General features: G+C 52.9%; 14 protein-coding genes and 3 pseudogenes. 16 read left to right on the forward strand and 1 reads right to left on the reverse strand.

The features are described from left to right. Window positions 1-641: 641 nt before the first annotated feature. From SYMBAF_RS03755 to SYMBAF_RS03810, 12 genes and pseudogenes are all read left to right on the forward strand, one after another. On the forward strand, window positions 642-1,991 hold the full coding sequence (locus tag SYMBAF_RS03755; RefSeq protein ID WP_040263051.1) for a Na(+)-translocating NADH-quinone reductase subunit A: 1,350 nt from the start codon (window positions 642-644) through the stop codon (window positions 1,989-1,991). A gap of 3 nt (window positions 1,992-1,994) precedes the next feature. Next, on the forward strand, window positions 1,995-3,236 hold the full coding sequence (locus tag SYMBAF_RS03760; protein ID WP_040263049.1) for an NADH:ubiquinone reductase (Na(+)-transporting) subunit B: 1,242 nt from the start codon (window positions 1,995-1,997) through the stop codon (window positions 3,234-3,236). Next, window positions 3,226-4,020, forward strand: a complete 795-nt coding sequence (locus SYMBAF_RS03765) for a Na(+)-translocating NADH-quinone reductase subunit C (protein WP_040263047.1) — start codon at window positions 3,226-3,228, stop codon at window positions 4,018-4,020. Before SYMBAF_RS03760 ends, SYMBAF_RS03765 begins: the two co-directional genes overlap by 11 nt. Continuing rightward, window positions 4,013-4,642 (forward strand): NADH:ubiquinone reductase (Na(+)-transporting) subunit D, encoded by a 630-nt coding sequence (locus SYMBAF_RS03770; protein WP_040263046.1) that lies wholly within the window; start codon window positions 4,013-4,015, stop codon window positions 4,640-4,642. Before SYMBAF_RS03765 ends, SYMBAF_RS03770 begins: the two co-directional genes overlap by 8 nt. 6 nt (window positions 4,643-4,648) lie before the next feature. Next, window positions 4,649-5,245, forward strand: a complete 597-nt coding sequence (gene nqrE, locus SYMBAF_RS03775; protein WP_006709318.1) for an NADH:ubiquinone reductase (Na(+)-transporting) subunit E — start codon at window positions 4,649-4,651, stop codon at window positions 5,243-5,245. A gap of 15 nt (window positions 5,246-5,260) precedes the next feature. After that, a pseudogene (gene nqrF / locus SYMBAF_RS03780) lies at window positions 5,261-6,483 on the forward strand (NADH:ubiquinone reductase (Na(+)-transporting) subunit F). Further along, window positions 6,484-7,512, forward strand: coding sequence for an FAD:protein FMN transferase (locus tag SYMBAF_RS03785; protein WP_040263045.1), 1,029 nt, complete (start codon window positions 6,484-6,486; stop codon window positions 7,510-7,512). 7 nt (window positions 7,513-7,519) lie between these two features. After that, on the forward strand, window positions 7,520-7,735 hold the full coding sequence (gene nqrM / locus SYMBAF_RS03790) for a (Na+)-NQR maturation NqrM (protein WP_040263452.1): 216 nt from the start codon (window positions 7,520-7,522) through the stop codon (window positions 7,733-7,735). Between the two features lie 190 nt (window positions 7,736-7,925). Beyond that, window positions 7,926-8,121: pseudogene (locus SYMBAF_RS03795) on the forward strand (transposase); the annotation flags it as partial. 162 nt (window positions 8,122-8,283) lie between these two features. Continuing rightward, window positions 8,284-9,319: pseudogene (dinB, locus tag SYMBAF_RS03800) on the forward strand (DNA polymerase IV). 314 nt (window positions 9,320-9,633) lie between these two features. Further along, entirely contained in the window at window positions 9,634-10,602 is a 969-nt protein-coding gene (locus tag SYMBAF_RS03805; RefSeq protein ID WP_052447622.1) for an isopenicillin N synthase family dioxygenase, read from the forward strand. Beyond that, window positions 10,599-11,321 (forward strand): SDR family oxidoreductase, encoded by a 723-nt coding sequence (locus tag SYMBAF_RS03810; protein ID WP_040263043.1) that lies wholly within the window; start codon window positions 10,599-10,601, stop codon window positions 11,319-11,321. The genes SYMBAF_RS03805 and SYMBAF_RS03810 overlap by 4 nt, the downstream gene beginning before the upstream one ends. Window positions 11,322-11,450: 129 nt before the next feature. On the opposite strand, the gene pepD is transcribed toward SYMBAF_RS03810, so the two are convergent. After that, window positions 11,451-12,911: a beta-Ala-His dipeptidase gene (gene pepD, locus SYMBAF_RS03815; RefSeq protein ID WP_040263041.1), complete on the reverse strand. Its 1,461-nt coding sequence runs from the start codon at window positions 12,909-12,911 to the stop codon at window positions 11,451-11,453. Between the two features lie 310 nt (window positions 12,912-13,221). On the opposite strand from pepD, the gene gpt reads away from it, so the two are divergent. The 4 genes from gpt (at window position 13,222) to proB (ending at window position 16,729) form a co-directional block, all read left to right on the forward strand. After that, on the forward strand, window positions 13,222-13,680 hold the full coding sequence (gene gpt / locus SYMBAF_RS03820; RefSeq protein ID WP_040263039.1) for a xanthine phosphoribosyltransferase: 459 nt from the start codon (window positions 13,222-13,224) through the stop codon (window positions 13,678-13,680). 121 nt (window positions 13,681-13,801) lie between these two features. Next, a complete protein-coding gene (gene frsA, locus SYMBAF_RS03825; protein ID WP_040263037.1) occupies window positions 13,802-15,046 on the forward strand; it encodes an esterase FrsA in 1,245 nt (414 codons plus the stop codon). A gap of 60 nt (window positions 15,047-15,106) precedes the next feature. Continuing rightward, complete coding sequence (crl, locus tag SYMBAF_RS03830) at window positions 15,107-15,508, forward strand: sigma factor-binding protein Crl (RefSeq protein ID WP_040263035.1); 402 nt, start codon at window positions 15,107-15,109, stop codon at window positions 15,506-15,508. Window positions 15,509-15,625: 117 nt separating this feature from the next. Continuing rightward, complete coding sequence (gene proB, locus SYMBAF_RS03835) at window positions 15,626-16,729, forward strand: glutamate 5-kinase (protein ID WP_040263033.1); 1,104 nt, start codon at window positions 15,626-15,628, stop codon at window positions 16,727-16,729.

Consider the following 16,729-nt stretch of genomic DNA (forward strand, 5'->3'; position numbering starts at 1 on the left):
TTGGCCCTGGGCAGTGCTCACCCTCCCATATACTCTCTGTACGCGCCGGTTGTTGCGCGCTGTCGGTGTGTACACTGGCTGCAACAATGTACGCTTAATGGGATAGGTTCTTAATGACCATGGTGCCACTGATCAATATTTACGGTCAAAACACGGACAGATTACCAGTGTGTTTATTTTTAGCAATATGCGGAATGTATAAAAAAACAACAAACATCAATAAGACTGACACCTCGGGCAGCTATTAACGATAGGTCGGTCAAAACAGCCAAATTTTATTTACGTTTGCTTGACTCAGGTCACTGTATGATGCAGAAGAATGCTGCGGGAAATGTTAACATTCCAAATTCATTTAATGCGCTGTGATGTTTGAAATAGAAGTGATCATGCTATTAACTCCGTGGCGATTTTGCCACGCAGGGCTAGCAGCGCTGCCTGCCATACCCGCTAGGGATCAAGGAGTGAATCAAGGAAATGCGTGTTACCCCGTTTTTTCAGTGTGCGAAATTTCACGTTGGGATCTTCGCTAGCACGTTCACCCCTGAGGTCGTTCTCATCATTTCATCGTCCTGGCATCGTCGGCCCCCGTCTCTGGAGCCGACCGGTATGACGTGTAAACCATTCAACATCGTACAAATCCTATGATTAAAATCACAAAAGGGCTGGATTTGCCCATAGCTGGAGCGCCGATTCAGACGATCCTTGATGGTCCTAAGATTCAGCATGTTGCCCTGCTTGGGCAAGAGTATGTCGCAATGCGTCCCTCCATGCTGGTACAGGAAGGCGATACCGTTAACAAAGGCCAGGCGTTGTTTGAAGATAAAAAGAACCCTGGGGTTATCTTCACGGCACCAGCCAGCGGTCGCATCGTCGCCATTAATCGTGGCGAGCGCCGCATATTGCAGTCGGTGGTGATTGCGCTGGAAGACGGTGGTGATCGGCAGTTGGCGTTCGCGCACTACCCGATCGATGCATTGACGCAGTTGCCGCGTGAACAGGTGGAAAGCGAACTGCTCGCCAGCGGTCTGTGGACGGCGTTGCGCACCCGGCCGTTCAGTAAAACACCACGCCCCGGTAGTACGCCGCGTGCCATTTTCGTCACTGTCATAGACAGCCAGCCGTTGGCTGCTGATCCGCAAGTGATCATCGCCGAACAGCCGGCGGCGTTTAACGCTGGGCTGACGGTGCTGACGCGTCTGACCGACGGCAAGGTGCACGTCTGCCATTCTGCCGGTGCCAAGTTGAGTCGACAGCCAGGGGAGCAGATCCTCTATCACGAATTTTCCGGTCCGCATCCCGCCGGGTTGGTGGGCACCCACATTCACTTCCTGGAGCCGGTCAGCCAGAAAAAAACGGTCTGGCATATCGGCTATCAGGATGTAATCGCCATTGGCACACTATTTACTACCGGTATCCTCGACACTCATCGGGTTATAGCGCTGGCCGGGCCGCAGGTGGTACAGCCAAGTCTGCTGCGCACCCGTCTGGGGGCCAGCATGGATGAACTGACCGCCGGCCGGTTGAAAGCCGGTGAAAACCGGGTGATTTCCGGTTCGGTGTTGAGCGGTGTGCGTGTCTCTGGGGCCAGTGCCTGGCTCGGCCGCTTCCACTTGCAGGTCTCGGTGTTGGAAGAGGGGCGTGAGAAAGAACTGTTCGGCTGGATCCTGCCCTCGCCAAATAAATTCTCCATTACCCGCACCACGTTGGGCCACTTCCTGAAGAATAAGCGGTTTGCCTTTTCGACCAGCACCCACGGCGGTGAACGCGCCATGGTGCCGATCGGCAATTATGAACGGGTGATGCCGCTAGATATCCTGCCGACCCTGCTGCTGCGTGAGCTGCTGGTGGGCGACAGTGACAGCGCCCAGGCATTGGGCTGTTTAGAGCTGGATGAGGAAGATCTGGCGCTGTGTACCTTCGTCTGCCCCGGCAAGTATGAATACGCGCCGATACTGCGCGACGTGCTGACCAAGATTGAGCAGGAAGGATAACCGATGGGCCTGAAGCATTTTTTTGACAAGATTGAGCATCATTTCACGCCGGGCGGCAAACTGGAACGATGGTATCCGCTGTTCGAGGCGACCACCACGGTGTTCTATACCCCCGGCACGGTGACGCGTGGCGCTTCGCATGTGCGTGACGCCATTGACCTGAAACGCATGATGATCCTGGTGTGGCTAGCGGTATTTCCGGCGATGTTCTGGGGCATGTACAACGTCGGCCATCAGGCGATCCCGGCGCTGCATCATCTGTACAGCGGCGATCAGTTGCAGCGGGTACTGGCGGGCGACTGGCATTATCGCCTGGCGCAGTGGCTGGGTGCTTCACTGGCAGCAGACGCTGGCTGGGTCAGTAAAATGGCGTTGGGTGCTTGCTACTTCGTGCCGATTTACGCGCTAGTGTTTATCGTCGGAGGCTTCTGGGAAGTGTTGTTCGCCATGATCCGCAAGCACGAGATCAACGAAGGTTTCTTTGTTACCTCGATCCTGTTTGCACTGATCGTGCCGCCAACGCTGCCGCTGTGGCAGGCGGCGCTGGGTATTACTTTCGGCGTGGTGGTGGCGAAGGAGATCTTTGGCGGCACCGGGCGCAATTTCCTTAACCCGGCGTTAGCGGGGCGCGCCTTCTTGTTCTTTGCCTACCCGGCGCAGATCTCCGGTGATTTGGTGTGGACTTCCGCCGATGGTTTTTCTGGCGCGACGCCGCTGGCGCAGTGGAGTGCAGGCGGGGCGCACAGCTTAAGCAACGTAGTGACCGGCCAGTCCATCAGTTGGATGGATGCCTTCCTCGGCAATATCCCCGGTTCGGTGGGGGAGGTCTCCACGCTGATGATCCTGATAGGCGGCGCAATCATCCTGTTTAGCCGCGTGGCCTCCTGGCGTATCGTCGCCGGTGTGATGCTTGGCATGATGGTCTCTGCCTGCCTGTTCAACGCCATGGGTTCCGCCAGCAACCCGATGTTCGCCATGCCTTGGTACTGGCACCTGGTATTGGGCGGCTTCGCTTTCGGCATGGTCTTTATGGCCACCGACCCGGTTTCCGCCGCGTTTACCAACAAGGGGAAATGGGGGTATGGCATGCTGATCGGCATGATGTGTGTGTTGATCCGGGTGATCAACCCGGCCTACCCGGAAGGCATGATGCTGGCGATCCTGTTCGCCAACCTGTTCGCACCGCTGTTTGATTATCTGGTGGTGCGGGCCAATATCAAGCGGAGAAGAGTCCGTGGTGAATGAATCCAAAAATGACAGCATCAGTAAAACGTTGCTGGTGGTGCTACTGCTGTGTCTGGTGTGTTCGGTGGTGGTGGCCGGTTCCGCCGTTGGCCTGAAATCCAAACAGCAGCAGCAAAAGTTGCTCGACAAGCAACGTAACATCCTCGATGTTGCTGGTTTGTTGCAGCCGAAGATGGCAAGCGAGCAAGTCAAAAACCTGTTCAGCCAGCGCATCGAACCACGCCTGCTGGATTTAAATAGCGGTGAGTTGCTGGTGAGTAAAGCGACAACGTTCGATCTGGCCGCCGCGCTGCGCGATGACAACAAAAGCGCGGCACTGGCAGCGAGTGACGATCCGGCTGGCATCAAACGCCGCAGCAATCAGGCCGAAATCTACCTGGTGCGTGATGAACAGGGTACGGTGAGCAAGATTGTGCTGCCGGTGTATGGCACCGGCCTGTGGTCAATGATGTACGCCTTTTTGGCGCTGGATAGCAACGGTAACACGGTAAAGGGCATCACCTACTACGATCAGGGGGAAACTCCAGGGCTGGGGGGTGAAGTTGAAAACGCTGGCTGGCGTCAGCAGTGGGTTGGCAAAAAGTTGTTTGATGACAACGGTCAACCAGCGATTCGTGTGGTGAAAGGCGGGGCGCGTCCAGGAGATGAGCATGCAGTGGACGGCCTGTCCGGCGCTACGCTGACCTCCAACGGCGTACAACATACGTTTGATTTCTGGTTGGGCGAGTACGGCTTCGGCCCGTTCCTGAAAAAAGTGCGTGAAGGAGCGCTGAAAAATGGCTGATCCCAAAGAAATCAAGCGGGTTCTTCTAGGGCCGCTGTTCGACAACAACCCAATCGCCTTGCAAGTGCTGGGCGTCTGTTCGGCGTTGGCGGTGACCACCAAGCTGGAGACGGCGCTAGTGATGGCCATCGCGGTAACGCTGGTGACGGCGTTCTCCAGCTTCTTCATCTCGCTGATTCGTCACTTTATTCCGAATAGCGTGCGCATTATCGTACAGATGGCGATTATCGCTTCCTTGGTGATCGTGGTAGACCAGTTACTGCGCGCCTACGCGTTCGAGATTTCCAAGCAACTGTCGGTGTTCGTGGGCTTGATTATCACCAATTGCATTGTGATGGGGCGTGCCGAGGCTTACGCCATGAAATCGCCGCCGATCGAGAGCTTTATGGATGGCATCGGCAACGGGCTGGGCTACGGGGTGATCCTGGTACTGGTCGGCTTCCTGCGAGAGCTAATCGGCTCCGGCAAGCTATTTGGCATCCCGGTGCTGGAGACGGTGCAGAACGGCGGCTGGTATCAGCCGAACGGTCTGTTCCTGCTGGCACCGAGCGCGTTCTTTATCATCGGCCTGCTAATCTGGGTGTTGCGCACCTTGAAGCCCGCACAGATCGAAAAGGAGTAATGGCCGATGGAACACTATATCAGCCTGTTTGTGCGCGCGGTGTTCGTTGAGAACATGGCGCTGGCATTCTTCCTGGGGATGTGCACCTTCCTTGCGGTGTCGAAGACAGTATCGACTGCCTTCGGCCTAGGGGTGGCGGTGACTCTGGTGCTCGGTATTTCGGTGCCGGTAAATAACCTGGTTTACAACCTGATCTTGCGTGATGGCGCATTGGTAGCAGACGTCGATTTAAGCTTCCTCAACTTTATTACCTTCATCGGCGTCATCGCCGCGCTGGTGCAGATTCTGGAGATGATCCTCGATCGCTGCTTCCCATCACTGTATAACGCGCTCGGCATCTTTTTGCCGCTGATCACCGTCAACTGCGCCATCTTCGGTGGCGTGTCTTTTATGGTGCAGCGCGATTACAACTTTGCCGAATCGGTGGTGTACGGCTTTGGCTCCGGCATGGGCTGGATGCTGGCGATCGTCGCTATGGCGGGGATACGCGAAAAACTCAAGTATGCCAATGTTCCCGCAGGGTTGCGTGGCCTGGGCATTACCTTTATCACCACCGGGCTGATGGCGCTGGGCTTTATGTCTTTCTCCGGTGTTCAGTTGTAAAGGCGGGAAGAATTTATGGAAATTATTTTAGGCGTAGTGATGTTTACTGGCATCGTGATGGTGCTGGTGCTACTAATCCTGTTTGCCAAATCGAAGCTGGTGAATACTGGCGACATCGCGGTGGAGATCAACGGCGATTTGGATAAAAGCTTCAGCGCGCCAGCGGGTGACAAACTGCTTAACCTGCTCTCCAATCAGGGGATCTTTGTTTCCTCGGCTTGCGGCGGCGGCGGCTCTTGCGGCCAGTGCCGGGTTGTGATCAAAGAGGGGGGGGGGATATCTTGCCGACCGAACTGTCGCATATCAACAAGCGCGAAGCGAAAGCGGGGTGCCGCCTGGCTTGCCAGGTGAACGTAAAACAGAACCTGAAAATCGAACTGCCGGAAGAAATTTTCGGCGTGAAGAAGTGGGCGTGCGAGGTTATCTCCAACGATAACAAAGCTACTTTTATCAAAGAGCTGAAGCTGAAAATTCCTGCGGGGGAAGACGTGCCGTTCCGCGCCGGTGGGTTTATCCAGATCGAAGCGCCGGCCCACGACATTAGCTACGCCGATTTTGCGGTGCCGCAGGAGTATCGTGGCGACTGGGACAGATTTAATTTGTTTCGCTATCGTTCAGTGGCCAATGACACCACGGTGCGTGCCTACTCGATGGCTAACTACCCAGACGAAAAAGGTATCATCATGCTCAACGTGCGCATCGCCACGCCACCGCCGAATAATCCGGATGTGCCGCCTGGCATCATGTCTTCCTACATCTGGTCGCTAAAGGCTGGCGACAGAGTGACCATCTCCGGGCCGTTCGGCGAGTTCTTTGCCAAGGATACCAACGCCGAAATGGTCTTTATCGGTGGCGGTGCGGGTATGGCACCAATGCGGTCACACATTTTTGATCAACTCAAACGCCTGAACTCGCAGCGCAAGATCACCTTCTGGTACGGTGCTCGCTCGCTGCGTGAAATGTTCTATGAAGATGACTTTAACCGGTTGCAAGCGGAGAACGAAAACTTTACCTGGCATGTCGCGCTGTCCGATCCGCAGCCGGAAGATAACTGGACTGGCTACACCGGCTTTATCCATCATGTTCTGCTAGAGAACTATCTACGTAACCATCCGTCACCTGAGGAGTGTGAGTTCTACATGTGCGGGCCGCCGATGATGAATGCGGCGGTGATCAAGATGCTGAAAGATTTGGGTGTTGAGGATGAAAATATCATGCTGGATGATTTTGGTGGCTAAATGCGTACATTAATAATGAAAGGCTGGTTGACGATGGTGGCACTGGGTGCCACCTTGCTACTGACCGGCTGTAAGCCGGAACAAGTGAACCTGAATGGTAAAACCATGGGCACCTCGTATTCGATTCGCTACCTACCCGGCAAAGACACGCCTGCGGTGCAAGAGATGCAGGTGGAGATCGATAAACGGCTAGAGCGAGTGAACGATCAGATGTCCACCTACCGGCCAGATTCCGAGCTGAGCCGCTTTAACGCCAGCCGCGTGGTGAATAAACCCTTCCCGGTGTCATCGGCTACCGCCAAGGTCGTGCGCGAGGCATTGCGCATCAATCGCGTGACCGACGGTGCGCTGGACGTGACTGTTGGATCGTTGGTCAATTTGTGGGGGTTCGGGCCGGAAGTGCGAGCGACTAGAGTGCCGAGTGCTGCCGAACTGGAACAGCGCCGCGCTTGGACAGGTGCTGATAAACTCTCGGTGCACGGCAATACGTTGATGAAAAGCATTCCCGAGGTGTACGTTGATCTCTCGTCAATCGCCAAGGGCTACGGTGTGGACGTGGTTGCCGAGTATTTACAGTCGCAGCACGTTGAAAATTACATGGTGGATATCGGTGGTGAAGTGCGCACTCGCGGGCGTAACGGCGATCAGCAACCCTGGCGTATCGCCATTGAGCGCCCAACAGCCGGAGTGCAGCAGGTGCAGTTGGTGATCCAACCGGGTGAGATGTCGATCGCTACCTCAGGAGATTACCGCAACTACTTCGAGCAGGACGGTGGGCGCTACTCGCACACCATCGATCCGAGCACTGGGTGGCCGATCAATCACCAACTGGTGTCGGTCACTGTGCTAAGCCCGATCTGCATGACCGCTGATGGCTTGTCCACTGGGCTGAACGTGCTGGGGCCGGAGCGTGGTATCGCGCTGGCCAACTTGCTGGAAATCCCGGTGCTGATGATAGTGAACACCGGCAATGGCTTAGAAGAGCGCTATTCCGAAGCCTTCAAACCCTACCTGAAAAAAGGGTTATGAGGTGACTATGTTGACGGTATTTTTCGCCACCTTGGTACTATTTTTGTTGGTCATCGGTGGCATGTCGCTAGGCTACCTGTTTAAACGCAAAAGCTTGCAAGGGAGCTGCGGCGGGATCACTGCCTTGGGGATAGAAAAGGTCTGCCACTGCCCCGAACCCTGTGAGACGCGCAAGAAACGTGAGGCCAAAGCAGCGCTGCGCAATAAGCAGCGCATTTTTTAACTGAAACCCGGCATGCGCCGGGTGTTGTTATTTGGCTTTTGACCTCCGGGGAAAATGTGCGTTTAGTCCGACGAGTTTTGATCATTCATCATCTCATGTTCATTGTCTAACACTAACAGGATTTAGGCGTGCCCTGAATCACTGTTCCACTACAGTCAGAGGTTACCGGTTCCTTGGACGGGGCCTGTAACTGACTGATGAACGGAGAGTTGAGAGCCTTGCCAGTTGTCTATGTAGCCTGAGAGATCACTCGTTGGATGATGTAAAAACGCTGTCGATGGACATAAATATGGCCTATATCAGCGCTGCCCGTATTTACCTCCCTCAAGGCCGTAGATAAAATCGCCTTCGATCACCTCCATGTAGCCAACATGTTCTGTGCCGTTAATGTACGCCTACTGGGATAGGCTCTAAGTCATGGGGCTTCAGAAATAAAGCACTGTTCAACCTGGGCGTGATGTTCCACTAGGGAAAGCCGAACATGGCGTTCTGTGTCCCCCATGATGATCGAGGAAGACCCATACTTATCCAGTATTATTGGAGGGACGATGCGTAAAATTATTCATGTCGACATGGACTGTTTCTTTGCAGCGGTAGAAATGCGCGATGATCCTAACCTGCGTGATATTCCGTTAGCCATTGGCGGCAGCGCCAATCACCGGGGTGTGATCAGCACCGCCAACTATCCGGCGCGCCGCTACGGTGTGCACAGCGCTATGCCCGCATCTCACTTTGTTGCCGGGGCGTATGGCGGCCTACAAAGAGGCTTCGCAGCATATCCGCGAGATCTTCGCCCGTTACACGCTGTTGATCGAACCGCTGTCGCTGGACGAAGCCTATTTGGACGTTACCGACAGTCTGCAATGTAACGGCTCAGCGTCGTTGATCGCCCAACAGATCCGCCAGGCGATCGTCGATGAGCTGAACCTTACCTCCTCGGCCGGTATCGCGCCGATCAAATTCCTTGCCAAGATCGCTTCCGAGTTGAATAAACCGAACGGCCAGTATGTGATTACGCCAGCACAGGTGCCGGGTTTTTTGCAGCAACTGCCGCTGAGTAAGCTCCCCGGTGTTGGCAAAGTCACCGCCAAGCGGCTGGAGGAAGTGGGACTGATCACTTGCGCCGACGTGCAACAGTACGATCTGGCGCTGCTGCTAAAACGCTTCGGCAAGTTCGGCCGGGTTCTGTGGGAACGCTGTCAGGGCATCGACCTGCGCGAGGTATCCTCACAGCGGCTGCGCAAATCGGTGGGGGTGGAATGCACGCTGGCAGAGGATATCCACGATTGGCAGGACTGCGAAGCGCTAATTGTCGATAAGCTCTATCCCGAACTGGAGATGCGGTTGCGCAAGGTGAAGCCAGATCTGCATATCGCCCGTCAGGGCGTGAAGCTGAAGTTTCACGATTTTCAGCAAACGACCCAAGAGCATGTTTTCCCGGTGCTCGATCGGCAAGATCTGCTGGATGTCGCGCATCAAGTGTGGTGTAAAAGGCGTGGAGGGCGCGGCGTGCGGTTAGTGGGGCTGCACGTAACGCTGCTGAATCCGCAACTAGAGCGACAACTGCAACTACCCTGGGAATAAAAAGGTACTGTTGGTGATGGTGAACTCAACGCCTGTTCACCTCTATCAGAGCGTTTAGTCTCCGGGAGTCCCAGGGGGGCAGTCAACAACATGGTTCGCTAGTCCAAGGCGGTGAACCTAATGATTGATGATAGTCCAAGGAGTCAGATATTAAAGATCTTCGAGAGAAAGGTTATTCATTAAGAAATGTGTTGTATGATTGTAAGAATAGAATATCCTTTTCAGTACACCGCATTAAATAATTTTCTAAAATCTCTTGGTAGTGGAGAGTTTTAAAATGTCGACTATACCTGTATTGAAGTTGTCTATGCTGGATGGCGATCCCGATAAGAAAAAAAATTATATCTTTGTTGAAGGAAGCGGCTCATGATGTTGGCTTTTTCTATCTTAGTGAACACGGTGTATCGTCTTCATTTTTAGAAAGAGTACGTGAACTGACCAAAAAGTTTTTTTTATTATCTGAAGAGGAGAAATTGTCAATCTCCATGATTAACTCTCCTCACTTTAGAGGATACAATAGAGCCGGTAATGAACGAACAAATGGAAAATCGGACTGGAGAGAACAATTTGATATAGGTGCTGAACGTGAGCCATTTAACTTAACTGATAAAGATCCAATTTGGATGGGGTTACATGGTTATAATCAATGGCCTGAATCTTTACCAGAGTTGAAAAATACCATTCTGGCTTATAATGATATATTGACTCATATTTCTCTAAAGTTACTTAGAAGCTTGGCCTTAGGTTTGGGATTGCCAGAGAATTCTTTTGACATAATATATGGTAATACACCAAACGAACATATAAAATTAATTAAATACCCTCGTTGTGATATAAGAAAAGAAGCTCAGGGGGTTGGTGCTCACAAAGACTCTGGACTTCTGACATTAATCTTACAGGATGAGAATAAAGGTTTGCAGGTTGAAGTTGACGATAATGAATGGGTTGATGTTTTACCAATTAATGATACGTTCGTTGTTAACTTGGGAGAACTGCTAGAGTTAGCGACCAACGGTTACCTTAGAGCAACAGTTCATAAGGTTTTACCTACAGAAGAACAGAATGAAAGACTTTCAATTGCCTATTTTTTAGGTGCAAGTCTTGATTCTGTTGTACCTGTGTTTGACTTACCAAAAGAGTTGACTTTAGACTCCTCATATATAGAGACCGATCCAAACAATCCCCTACTCAGAGATGTCGGTCTAAATTATATGAAGGGTAGACTTCGCTCCCATCCTGATGTTGCTAAAAAATTCTATGGAAAATGGAGTAATTTTATATGAAAAATAAATTGGTAGTGATAACTGGAGCCAGTTCTGGGTTTGGTGCTGAAGCTGCGAGAGTGCTAAGTAGCAAGGGGTATTGCCTGGCTCTATTAGCTCGCAGGGTAGATAAATTACGTGCAATGAATCTTGAAAATTCTCTTTGTTTTAACGTTGATGTTGCCTGTCGTGATCAAGTGTTTCATGCTATCCGTCAGGCAGAGGAACAGTTTGGCGATGTAGATTGTATTATAAATAACGCAGGTGTTATGTTGCTAGGAGAATTAGAATATCAAGATCATGACGAATGGAACAGGATGATTGATACAAATATTAAAGGTGTGATAAATGGAATGCAGGCTGTATTACCCTCTATGCGAAAAAGGAAAACGGGAACGATAATCAATATATCCTCTTTGGCTGGCCAAAAAACTTATCAATATCATGCTGCATATTGTGCGACTAAGTTCGCAGTACATGGTCTATCAGAGAGTGTCCGCTGGGAGGTTGCCCCAGACAACGTCAGAGTGATAACTATTTCTCCGGGAGCAGCAGAAACTGAGCTTATCAACCACATCAGCGATGACTTCGTAAAGAATGATTATATTAATTGGAAAGAGAGTATAGGAGGAGCTATTTCTGAAAAAGATGTTGTTGACAGCATAATATTCTGCTACGAACTACCTCAATCGGTATGTGTTCGTGACCTTAAAATTGCTCCGACAAGGCAGCAAAACTAGTGGTTTATTGAGGATTATTTTCATGGCTCCTTGCTCTGTCTCCGTATCTTCCAGGTTGCTATCACAAATAGCAACCCAGTCGTCGGTGGACTGAGTTCTGTACTCCACAGGACTCAGCCCGTCAGCAGATTACGTGCGCGCAGGGATAGCTTTCAGCAGTGCGGTCAGCAATTGCCAGTACAGACTAACGCTTTCGATATGCACCTGCTCATCCGGCGAGTGTGGGCCGGTGATGGTTGGCCCGATCGATACCATGTCCATGTGTGGGTACGGCTTTTTGAACAGGCCACATTCCAGGCCGGCATGGATCACCATGATGTTCGGCGTCTTGCTGAACAAATCTTGATACAATTCGCGCACCAGATGCATCACCGGTGAGTGGGCATCAGGCTGCCACCCGGGGTAGCTGCTCTGTGGTACCACCTTGGCACCGGCCAACTGGCCCAGTGCGATCAGCATGTTGACCACATAGTCTTTGCCGCTGTCGATAAGGGAACGGATCAGGCAGATGATTTCCGCTTCGCTCTCGCCGGTAATGACCACGCCAAGGTTCAGCGAGGTTTCCACCACCCCCTTCACTGCATCACTCATACGGATAACGCCGTTTGGCATGCCGTTCAGCAACGCCAGGAGCCGCTGCTGGCTATCGGCACTCAGTGCCAACGATGCGCTGGCGGTTGGCTCCAGCAGCAGGGTGATATTCTTCTCCTTGGCAGACAGCTCGTTATGCAGTGTCGCCAGATATTTTTGGCTCAGCGTTGTCAGCGCGTCGGTTTTGTCAGCGGGTACGGCGACTACCGCAAAGGCTTCACGCGGGATGGCATTGCGCAGGGTGCCACCGTTCAGATCCAGCACGCGCAGGCTTAATTCTTTGGCATGGGCGAACAGGAAGCGCGCCAGCAGCTTGTTGGCGTTGCCCAAACCAAGGTGAATATCTGCACCGGAGTGGCCGCCCTTAAGGCCCTTTAGGGTCAGCTTTAACCTCTGGTAACCGGCTGGTACTGCTTCACGATGTAGAGGCAGGGTAGTGATGACGTCAATACCGCCAGCGCAACCCATATAGATTTCGCCTTCCTCTTCGGAATCAGTGTTGATCAGGATGTCCGCCTGCAACCAATCCGGTTGTAGCCCAAACGCGCCGTCCATACCGGCTTCTTCGGTCATAGTCAGCAGCACTTCCAACGGGCCGTGTTCGACGCTATCGTTGGCTAATACCGCCAGTGCGGAAGCGAGACCGATACCGTTATCGGCACCCAAAGTGGTGCCGCGTGCTTTGATCCACTCGCCATCAATATATGGCTGGATCGGATCCTTGGTGAAGTCGTGCACGGTGTCGTTATTCTTCTGTGGCACCATGTCCAGGTGCGCTTGTAGAGCCACCGGCTTGCGGTTTTCCATGCCCTGGGTAGCCGGTTTGCGCAGCAGTATATTGCCGACCTGATCGCGTTCGACGTGCAGGTTTTTCTCTTTAGCCCAGTTAAGGATGTGCTGCGCCAGTGTTTCTTCATGGTAAGAAGGATGCGGAATAGAGCAGATTTTGGCAAAAATATCCCATAGCGGCTGTGGTGAAAGTTGAGACAACTCAGACACAATAAGTCTCCTGTAGCAGCATTCTCAGCAGGGTGGGATGCTGCGCGGTTAGGGGGGATGGCATCTGTGCACAGTGGCACGATTTGCGAAGAATATCACTTTCTTTCGGCGCGTGCCTGCTCCTATTGTGCAACTTAAACGCTTGATCACACAGCTTTGTCACCGATTTGCTCAACAGAAATTACCAACAGGAAATGATCAGGATTTTCACGGTACAACTGGTATTCAGTGTGGCCAATCTCTATAATGTTGCGCAACCTTTTCCCCTGACTACTGAGTAAGCCACATCACTGCTGGCCGGGACACCATCATGAGCGAAAAATACGTTGTTACTTGGGATATGCTGCAAATGCATGCGCGTAAGCTGGCACACCGCCTGCTTCCTGCTGATCAATGGAAAGGAATTATTGCTGTAAGCCGTGGTGGCTTGGTTCCAGCTTCTCTGCTGGCGCGTGAGTTGAACATTCGTTGTGTGGATACCGTCTGCATCTCCAGTTATGACCATGACAATCAGCGCGAAATGCAGGTGCTCAAGCGAGCCAAAGGTGATGGTGAAGGTTTTATCGTAGTGGACGATCTGGTGGACACTGGCGGTACTGCGAAAGCGATCCGCGAGATGTACCCGAAAGCCCACTTTGTCACCCTCTTCGCCAAACCGGCAGGCCGCCAGTTGGTGGACGACTATGTGGTTGACATCCCGCAAGACACTTGGATCGAACAGCCTTGGGATATGGCGGTGACCTTCGTGCCACCGATCGGAGGCTATTAAGCCCAACTGATGCCAACGCCCAGTGATGCCGCGCGTTGGTTTTCTTGTGCCAGAGTTAGGTACACCCCTTCCCATTGGGCAATTTACGGCCTGAATCAGATTTACGGAGGCTATTGTTACTATGACACAGGCCAACCTTTCTGAGATCCTGTTCAACCCCTCATTCAACCCCCCTGAAACCTCGACACTGATGCCACGTACGCGTAATAAAATGAGTGTTGCCATGCATTCCACGCTGGCAAGCGATACCGCCAGTAGCTGGTATCGCGTGCTGAATGACTTATTGTGGGCTTGGCGCGGCGTCGATCCGATCGAAATCAACCAAGTGCTGGCGCGCATCGCTGCCTCGGACGCGGAGCGCAGCAATCCGCAGTGGCTGGATACTGTGGTGGGCTATCGCAAAGGAAACTGGATCTACGAGTGGGTCTATCAGGGTATGCAATGGCAACAGCGTGCGCTTGAACAGCAGAACTCGCCGCTCGGTGGTCAATACTGGCTGAACGCCAGCAACTTCTACAGCATTGCTGGCTACCCGTATTTGAAGGGTGACGAATTAGCTGAACAGGCGGTGATGCTGGCTAACCGCGCCTACAAAGAGGCGGCGATACTGCTGCCATATCAGTTGAAAGAGCTTGAGTTCTGCATCGAAGGCAGCAAGATCATCGGCTTCCTGCATATGCCGGCCAAGGGTGAAGCACCGTTCCCGACAGTGCTGATATGTGGTAGCCTGGACACCCTACAGACCGATTATCATCGTTTGTTCTACGAGTATCTGGCACCGCACGGCATCGCCATGCTGACCCTCGATATGCCGTCCATAGGTTCTTCATCCAAATGGCCACTGACGCAGGACTCCAGCTATTTGCATCAGCAGGTGTTGCGCCAACTGGCCTCGGTGGCGTGGGTTGACCAACAGCGTGTGACCGCCTTTGGATTCCGCTTCGGTGCCAACGTGGCGGTGCGGTTGGCTTACATGGAGCCGCAGCGGCTGCGTGGCGTAGCCTGCCTGAAGCCAGTGGTACATTACCTGCTGTGCGGCCTCAGCGCACAGAAGAACCTGCCGGACATGTATATGGACGTATTGGCCAGCCGGCTTGGGATGGTTCACGCTGCTGACAACACGCTAAAGATAGAGCTGAATCGCTACTCGCTGAAAACCCAAGGGGTGCTGGGACGCCGCTGCTCCACGCCGATGTTCTCCGGCTATTGGGAACAGGATCCACTCAGCCCGAAAGAGGAATCGCAACTGATCGTCTCTTCTTCGCTAGACGGCACGTTGCTCACTCTCCCGCGTTCGCCAGTCTATGAGGGATCCCACCAAGCACTGCTACAAATGATTCGCTGGCTAAAAGATAAAACTTATTAATTAGTTGCTAAATTCTACTAGTTTGCTAAAAAGAACGGTCTACACTGAGGAGGTGAGAGAATGATATTACCGAGTGGTCACCCAAAAAGCCGACTAATGAAACGTTTCGCTAGCTTGGGGCCGTACCTACGCGAAGGACAGTGTGAAAATGATCTTTTTTTCTTCGATTGTTTGGCCGTTTGCGTCAATGTAAAACCTGCTCCAGAGAAACGCGAGTTCTGGGGATGGTGGATAGAGTTACAGGCTGAAAAAACACGCTTTACTTATTCTTGCCAATTCGGCTTGTTCAATAAAGAAGGGCAGTGGATCGCAAAAAGCATTAAAGATCTTGAAGTGAAATCCAAACTGGAAACCACCCTGCGAGATTTCCACCGACGTTTGGGCGAGTTGCTGGCGAGCATGGAACTGGCGCTGGAGCCTGCCACCGATTTTCAAAGAGAGCTGATTAAACGTTCCGCTTGACCCTGCTTGACCAGCGTATTGTGCTGATTTCGCGTTGTGCCTGTTGGCATAACGCACCTCTCCTGTTACAACGTCCCTTGCATTCTTCTTCTCACCATATTACACGGCAGAAATACTATGAATGGCAGCCAGACATTGGTTGTAAAATTGGGTACCAGCGTGTTGACCGGCGGATCGCTGCGTCTGAACCGCGCTCACATTGTTGAACTGATACGCCAGTGCGCACAACAGCATGCAGCGGGTCACCGCATCGTTATCGTCACCTCCGGCGCGATTGCTGCCGGGCGTGAGCACCTGGATTACCCCGACCTCCCCGCCACCATCGCCACTAAACAGCTGCTGGCGGCAGTCGGACAGAGCCGACTGATCCAACTGTGGGAGCAACTGTTTGCCCTTTACGGCATTCATATCGGGCAGATGCTGCTGACACGCACTGATCTGGAAGACCGTGAACGCTTCCTCAATGCGCGCGACACCATGATGGCGTTGTTGGACAATCGCATCGTGCCGATAATCAATGAGAATGATGCGGTTGCCACCGCAGAAATTAAAGTAGGCGATAACGACAACCTGTCAGCGTTGGCGGCCATTCTGGCTGGGGCTAATAAGCTATTGCTGCTCACCGATCAGCAGGGGCTATACACCGCCGATCCGCGTGACAACCCACAGGCTGAACTGATCCGCGAAGTGCAACACATTGACGACACGTTGCGCGCTATCGCTGGCGACAGTGTTTCCGGCCTGGGTACTGGCGGTATGGGTACTAAATTGCAGGCGGCCGATGTGGCATGCCGTGCCGGCATCGATGTGGTGATCGCCGCTGGCAGTAAGCCTGGCGTGGTGGCAGATGTCATTGAAGGTAAATCGGTGGGTACCCGTTTCCACGCGCTGGCAACCCCATTGGAAAACCGCAAACGCTGGATCTTCGGCGCACCGCCAGCCGGTGAAATCACCATCGACGATGGTGCGGTGGAAGCGATGATAACACGTGGCAGCTCGCTGCTGCCGAAAGGAATCTGCGCAGTGAAAGGTGATTTCTCGCGCGGCGAAGTGATCCGCATCCGCACCTTGGAGGGGCGTGACTTGGCGCATGGCGTCAGCCGCTATAACAGCGATGCGATGCGCATGATCGCCGGGCACCACTCGCAAGACATCAGCGAGATCCTCGGTTACGAATACGGCTCGGTGGCAGTGCACCGCGACGACATGATTGTAAGTTAA

The sequence above is a fragment of the Serratia symbiotica genome, from assembly GCF_000821185.2.
GTDB lineage: Bacteria > Pseudomonadota > Gammaproteobacteria > Enterobacterales > Enterobacteriaceae > Serratia > Serratia symbiotica.

Bases quoted from the DNA above. Each gene is read 5' to 3' on its own strand.
- SYMBAF_RS03810 (WP_040263043.1), top strand. From the start codon at position 10,599: ATGAAAAATAAATTGGTAGTGATAACTGGAGCCAGTTCTGGGTTTGGT.
- SYMBAF_RS03755 (WP_040263051.1), top strand. From the start codon at position 642: ATGATTAAAATCACAAAAGGGCTGGATTTGCCCATAGCTGGAGCGCCG.
- nqrE (WP_006709318.1), top strand. From the start codon at position 4,649: ATGGAACACTATATCAGCCTGTTTGTGCGCGCGGTGTTCGTTGAGAAC.
- SYMBAF_RS03760 (WP_040263049.1), top strand. From the start codon at position 1,995: ATGGGCCTGAAGCATTTTTTTGACAAGATTGAGCATCATTTCACGCCG.
- frsA (WP_040263037.1), top strand. From the start codon at position 13,802: ATGACACAGGCCAACCTTTCTGAGATCCTGTTCAACCCCTCATTCAAC.
- proB (WP_040263033.1), top strand. From the start codon at position 15,626: ATGAATGGCAGCCAGACATTGGTTGTAAAATTGGGTACCAGCGTGTTG.
- crl (WP_040263035.1), top strand. From the start codon at position 15,107: ATGATATTACCGAGTGGTCACCCAAAAAGCCGACTAATGAAACGTTTC.
- SYMBAF_RS03805 (WP_052447622.1), top strand. From the start codon at position 9,634: ATGGCGATCCCGATAAGAAAAAAAATTATATCTTTGTTGAAGGAAGCG.
- gpt (WP_040263039.1), top strand. From the start codon at position 13,222: ATGAGCGAAAAATACGTTGTTACTTGGGATATGCTGCAAATGCATGCG.
- nqrM (WP_040263452.1), top strand. From the start codon at position 7,520: ATGTTGACGGTATTTTTCGCCACCTTGGTACTATTTTTGTTGGTCATC.
- SYMBAF_RS03770 (WP_040263046.1), top strand. From the start codon at position 4,013: ATGGCTGATCCCAAAGAAATCAAGCGGGTTCTTCTAGGGCCGCTGTTC.
- SYMBAF_RS03785 (WP_040263045.1), top strand. From the start codon at position 6,484: ATGCGTACATTAATAATGAAAGGCTGGTTGACGATGGTGGCACTGGGT.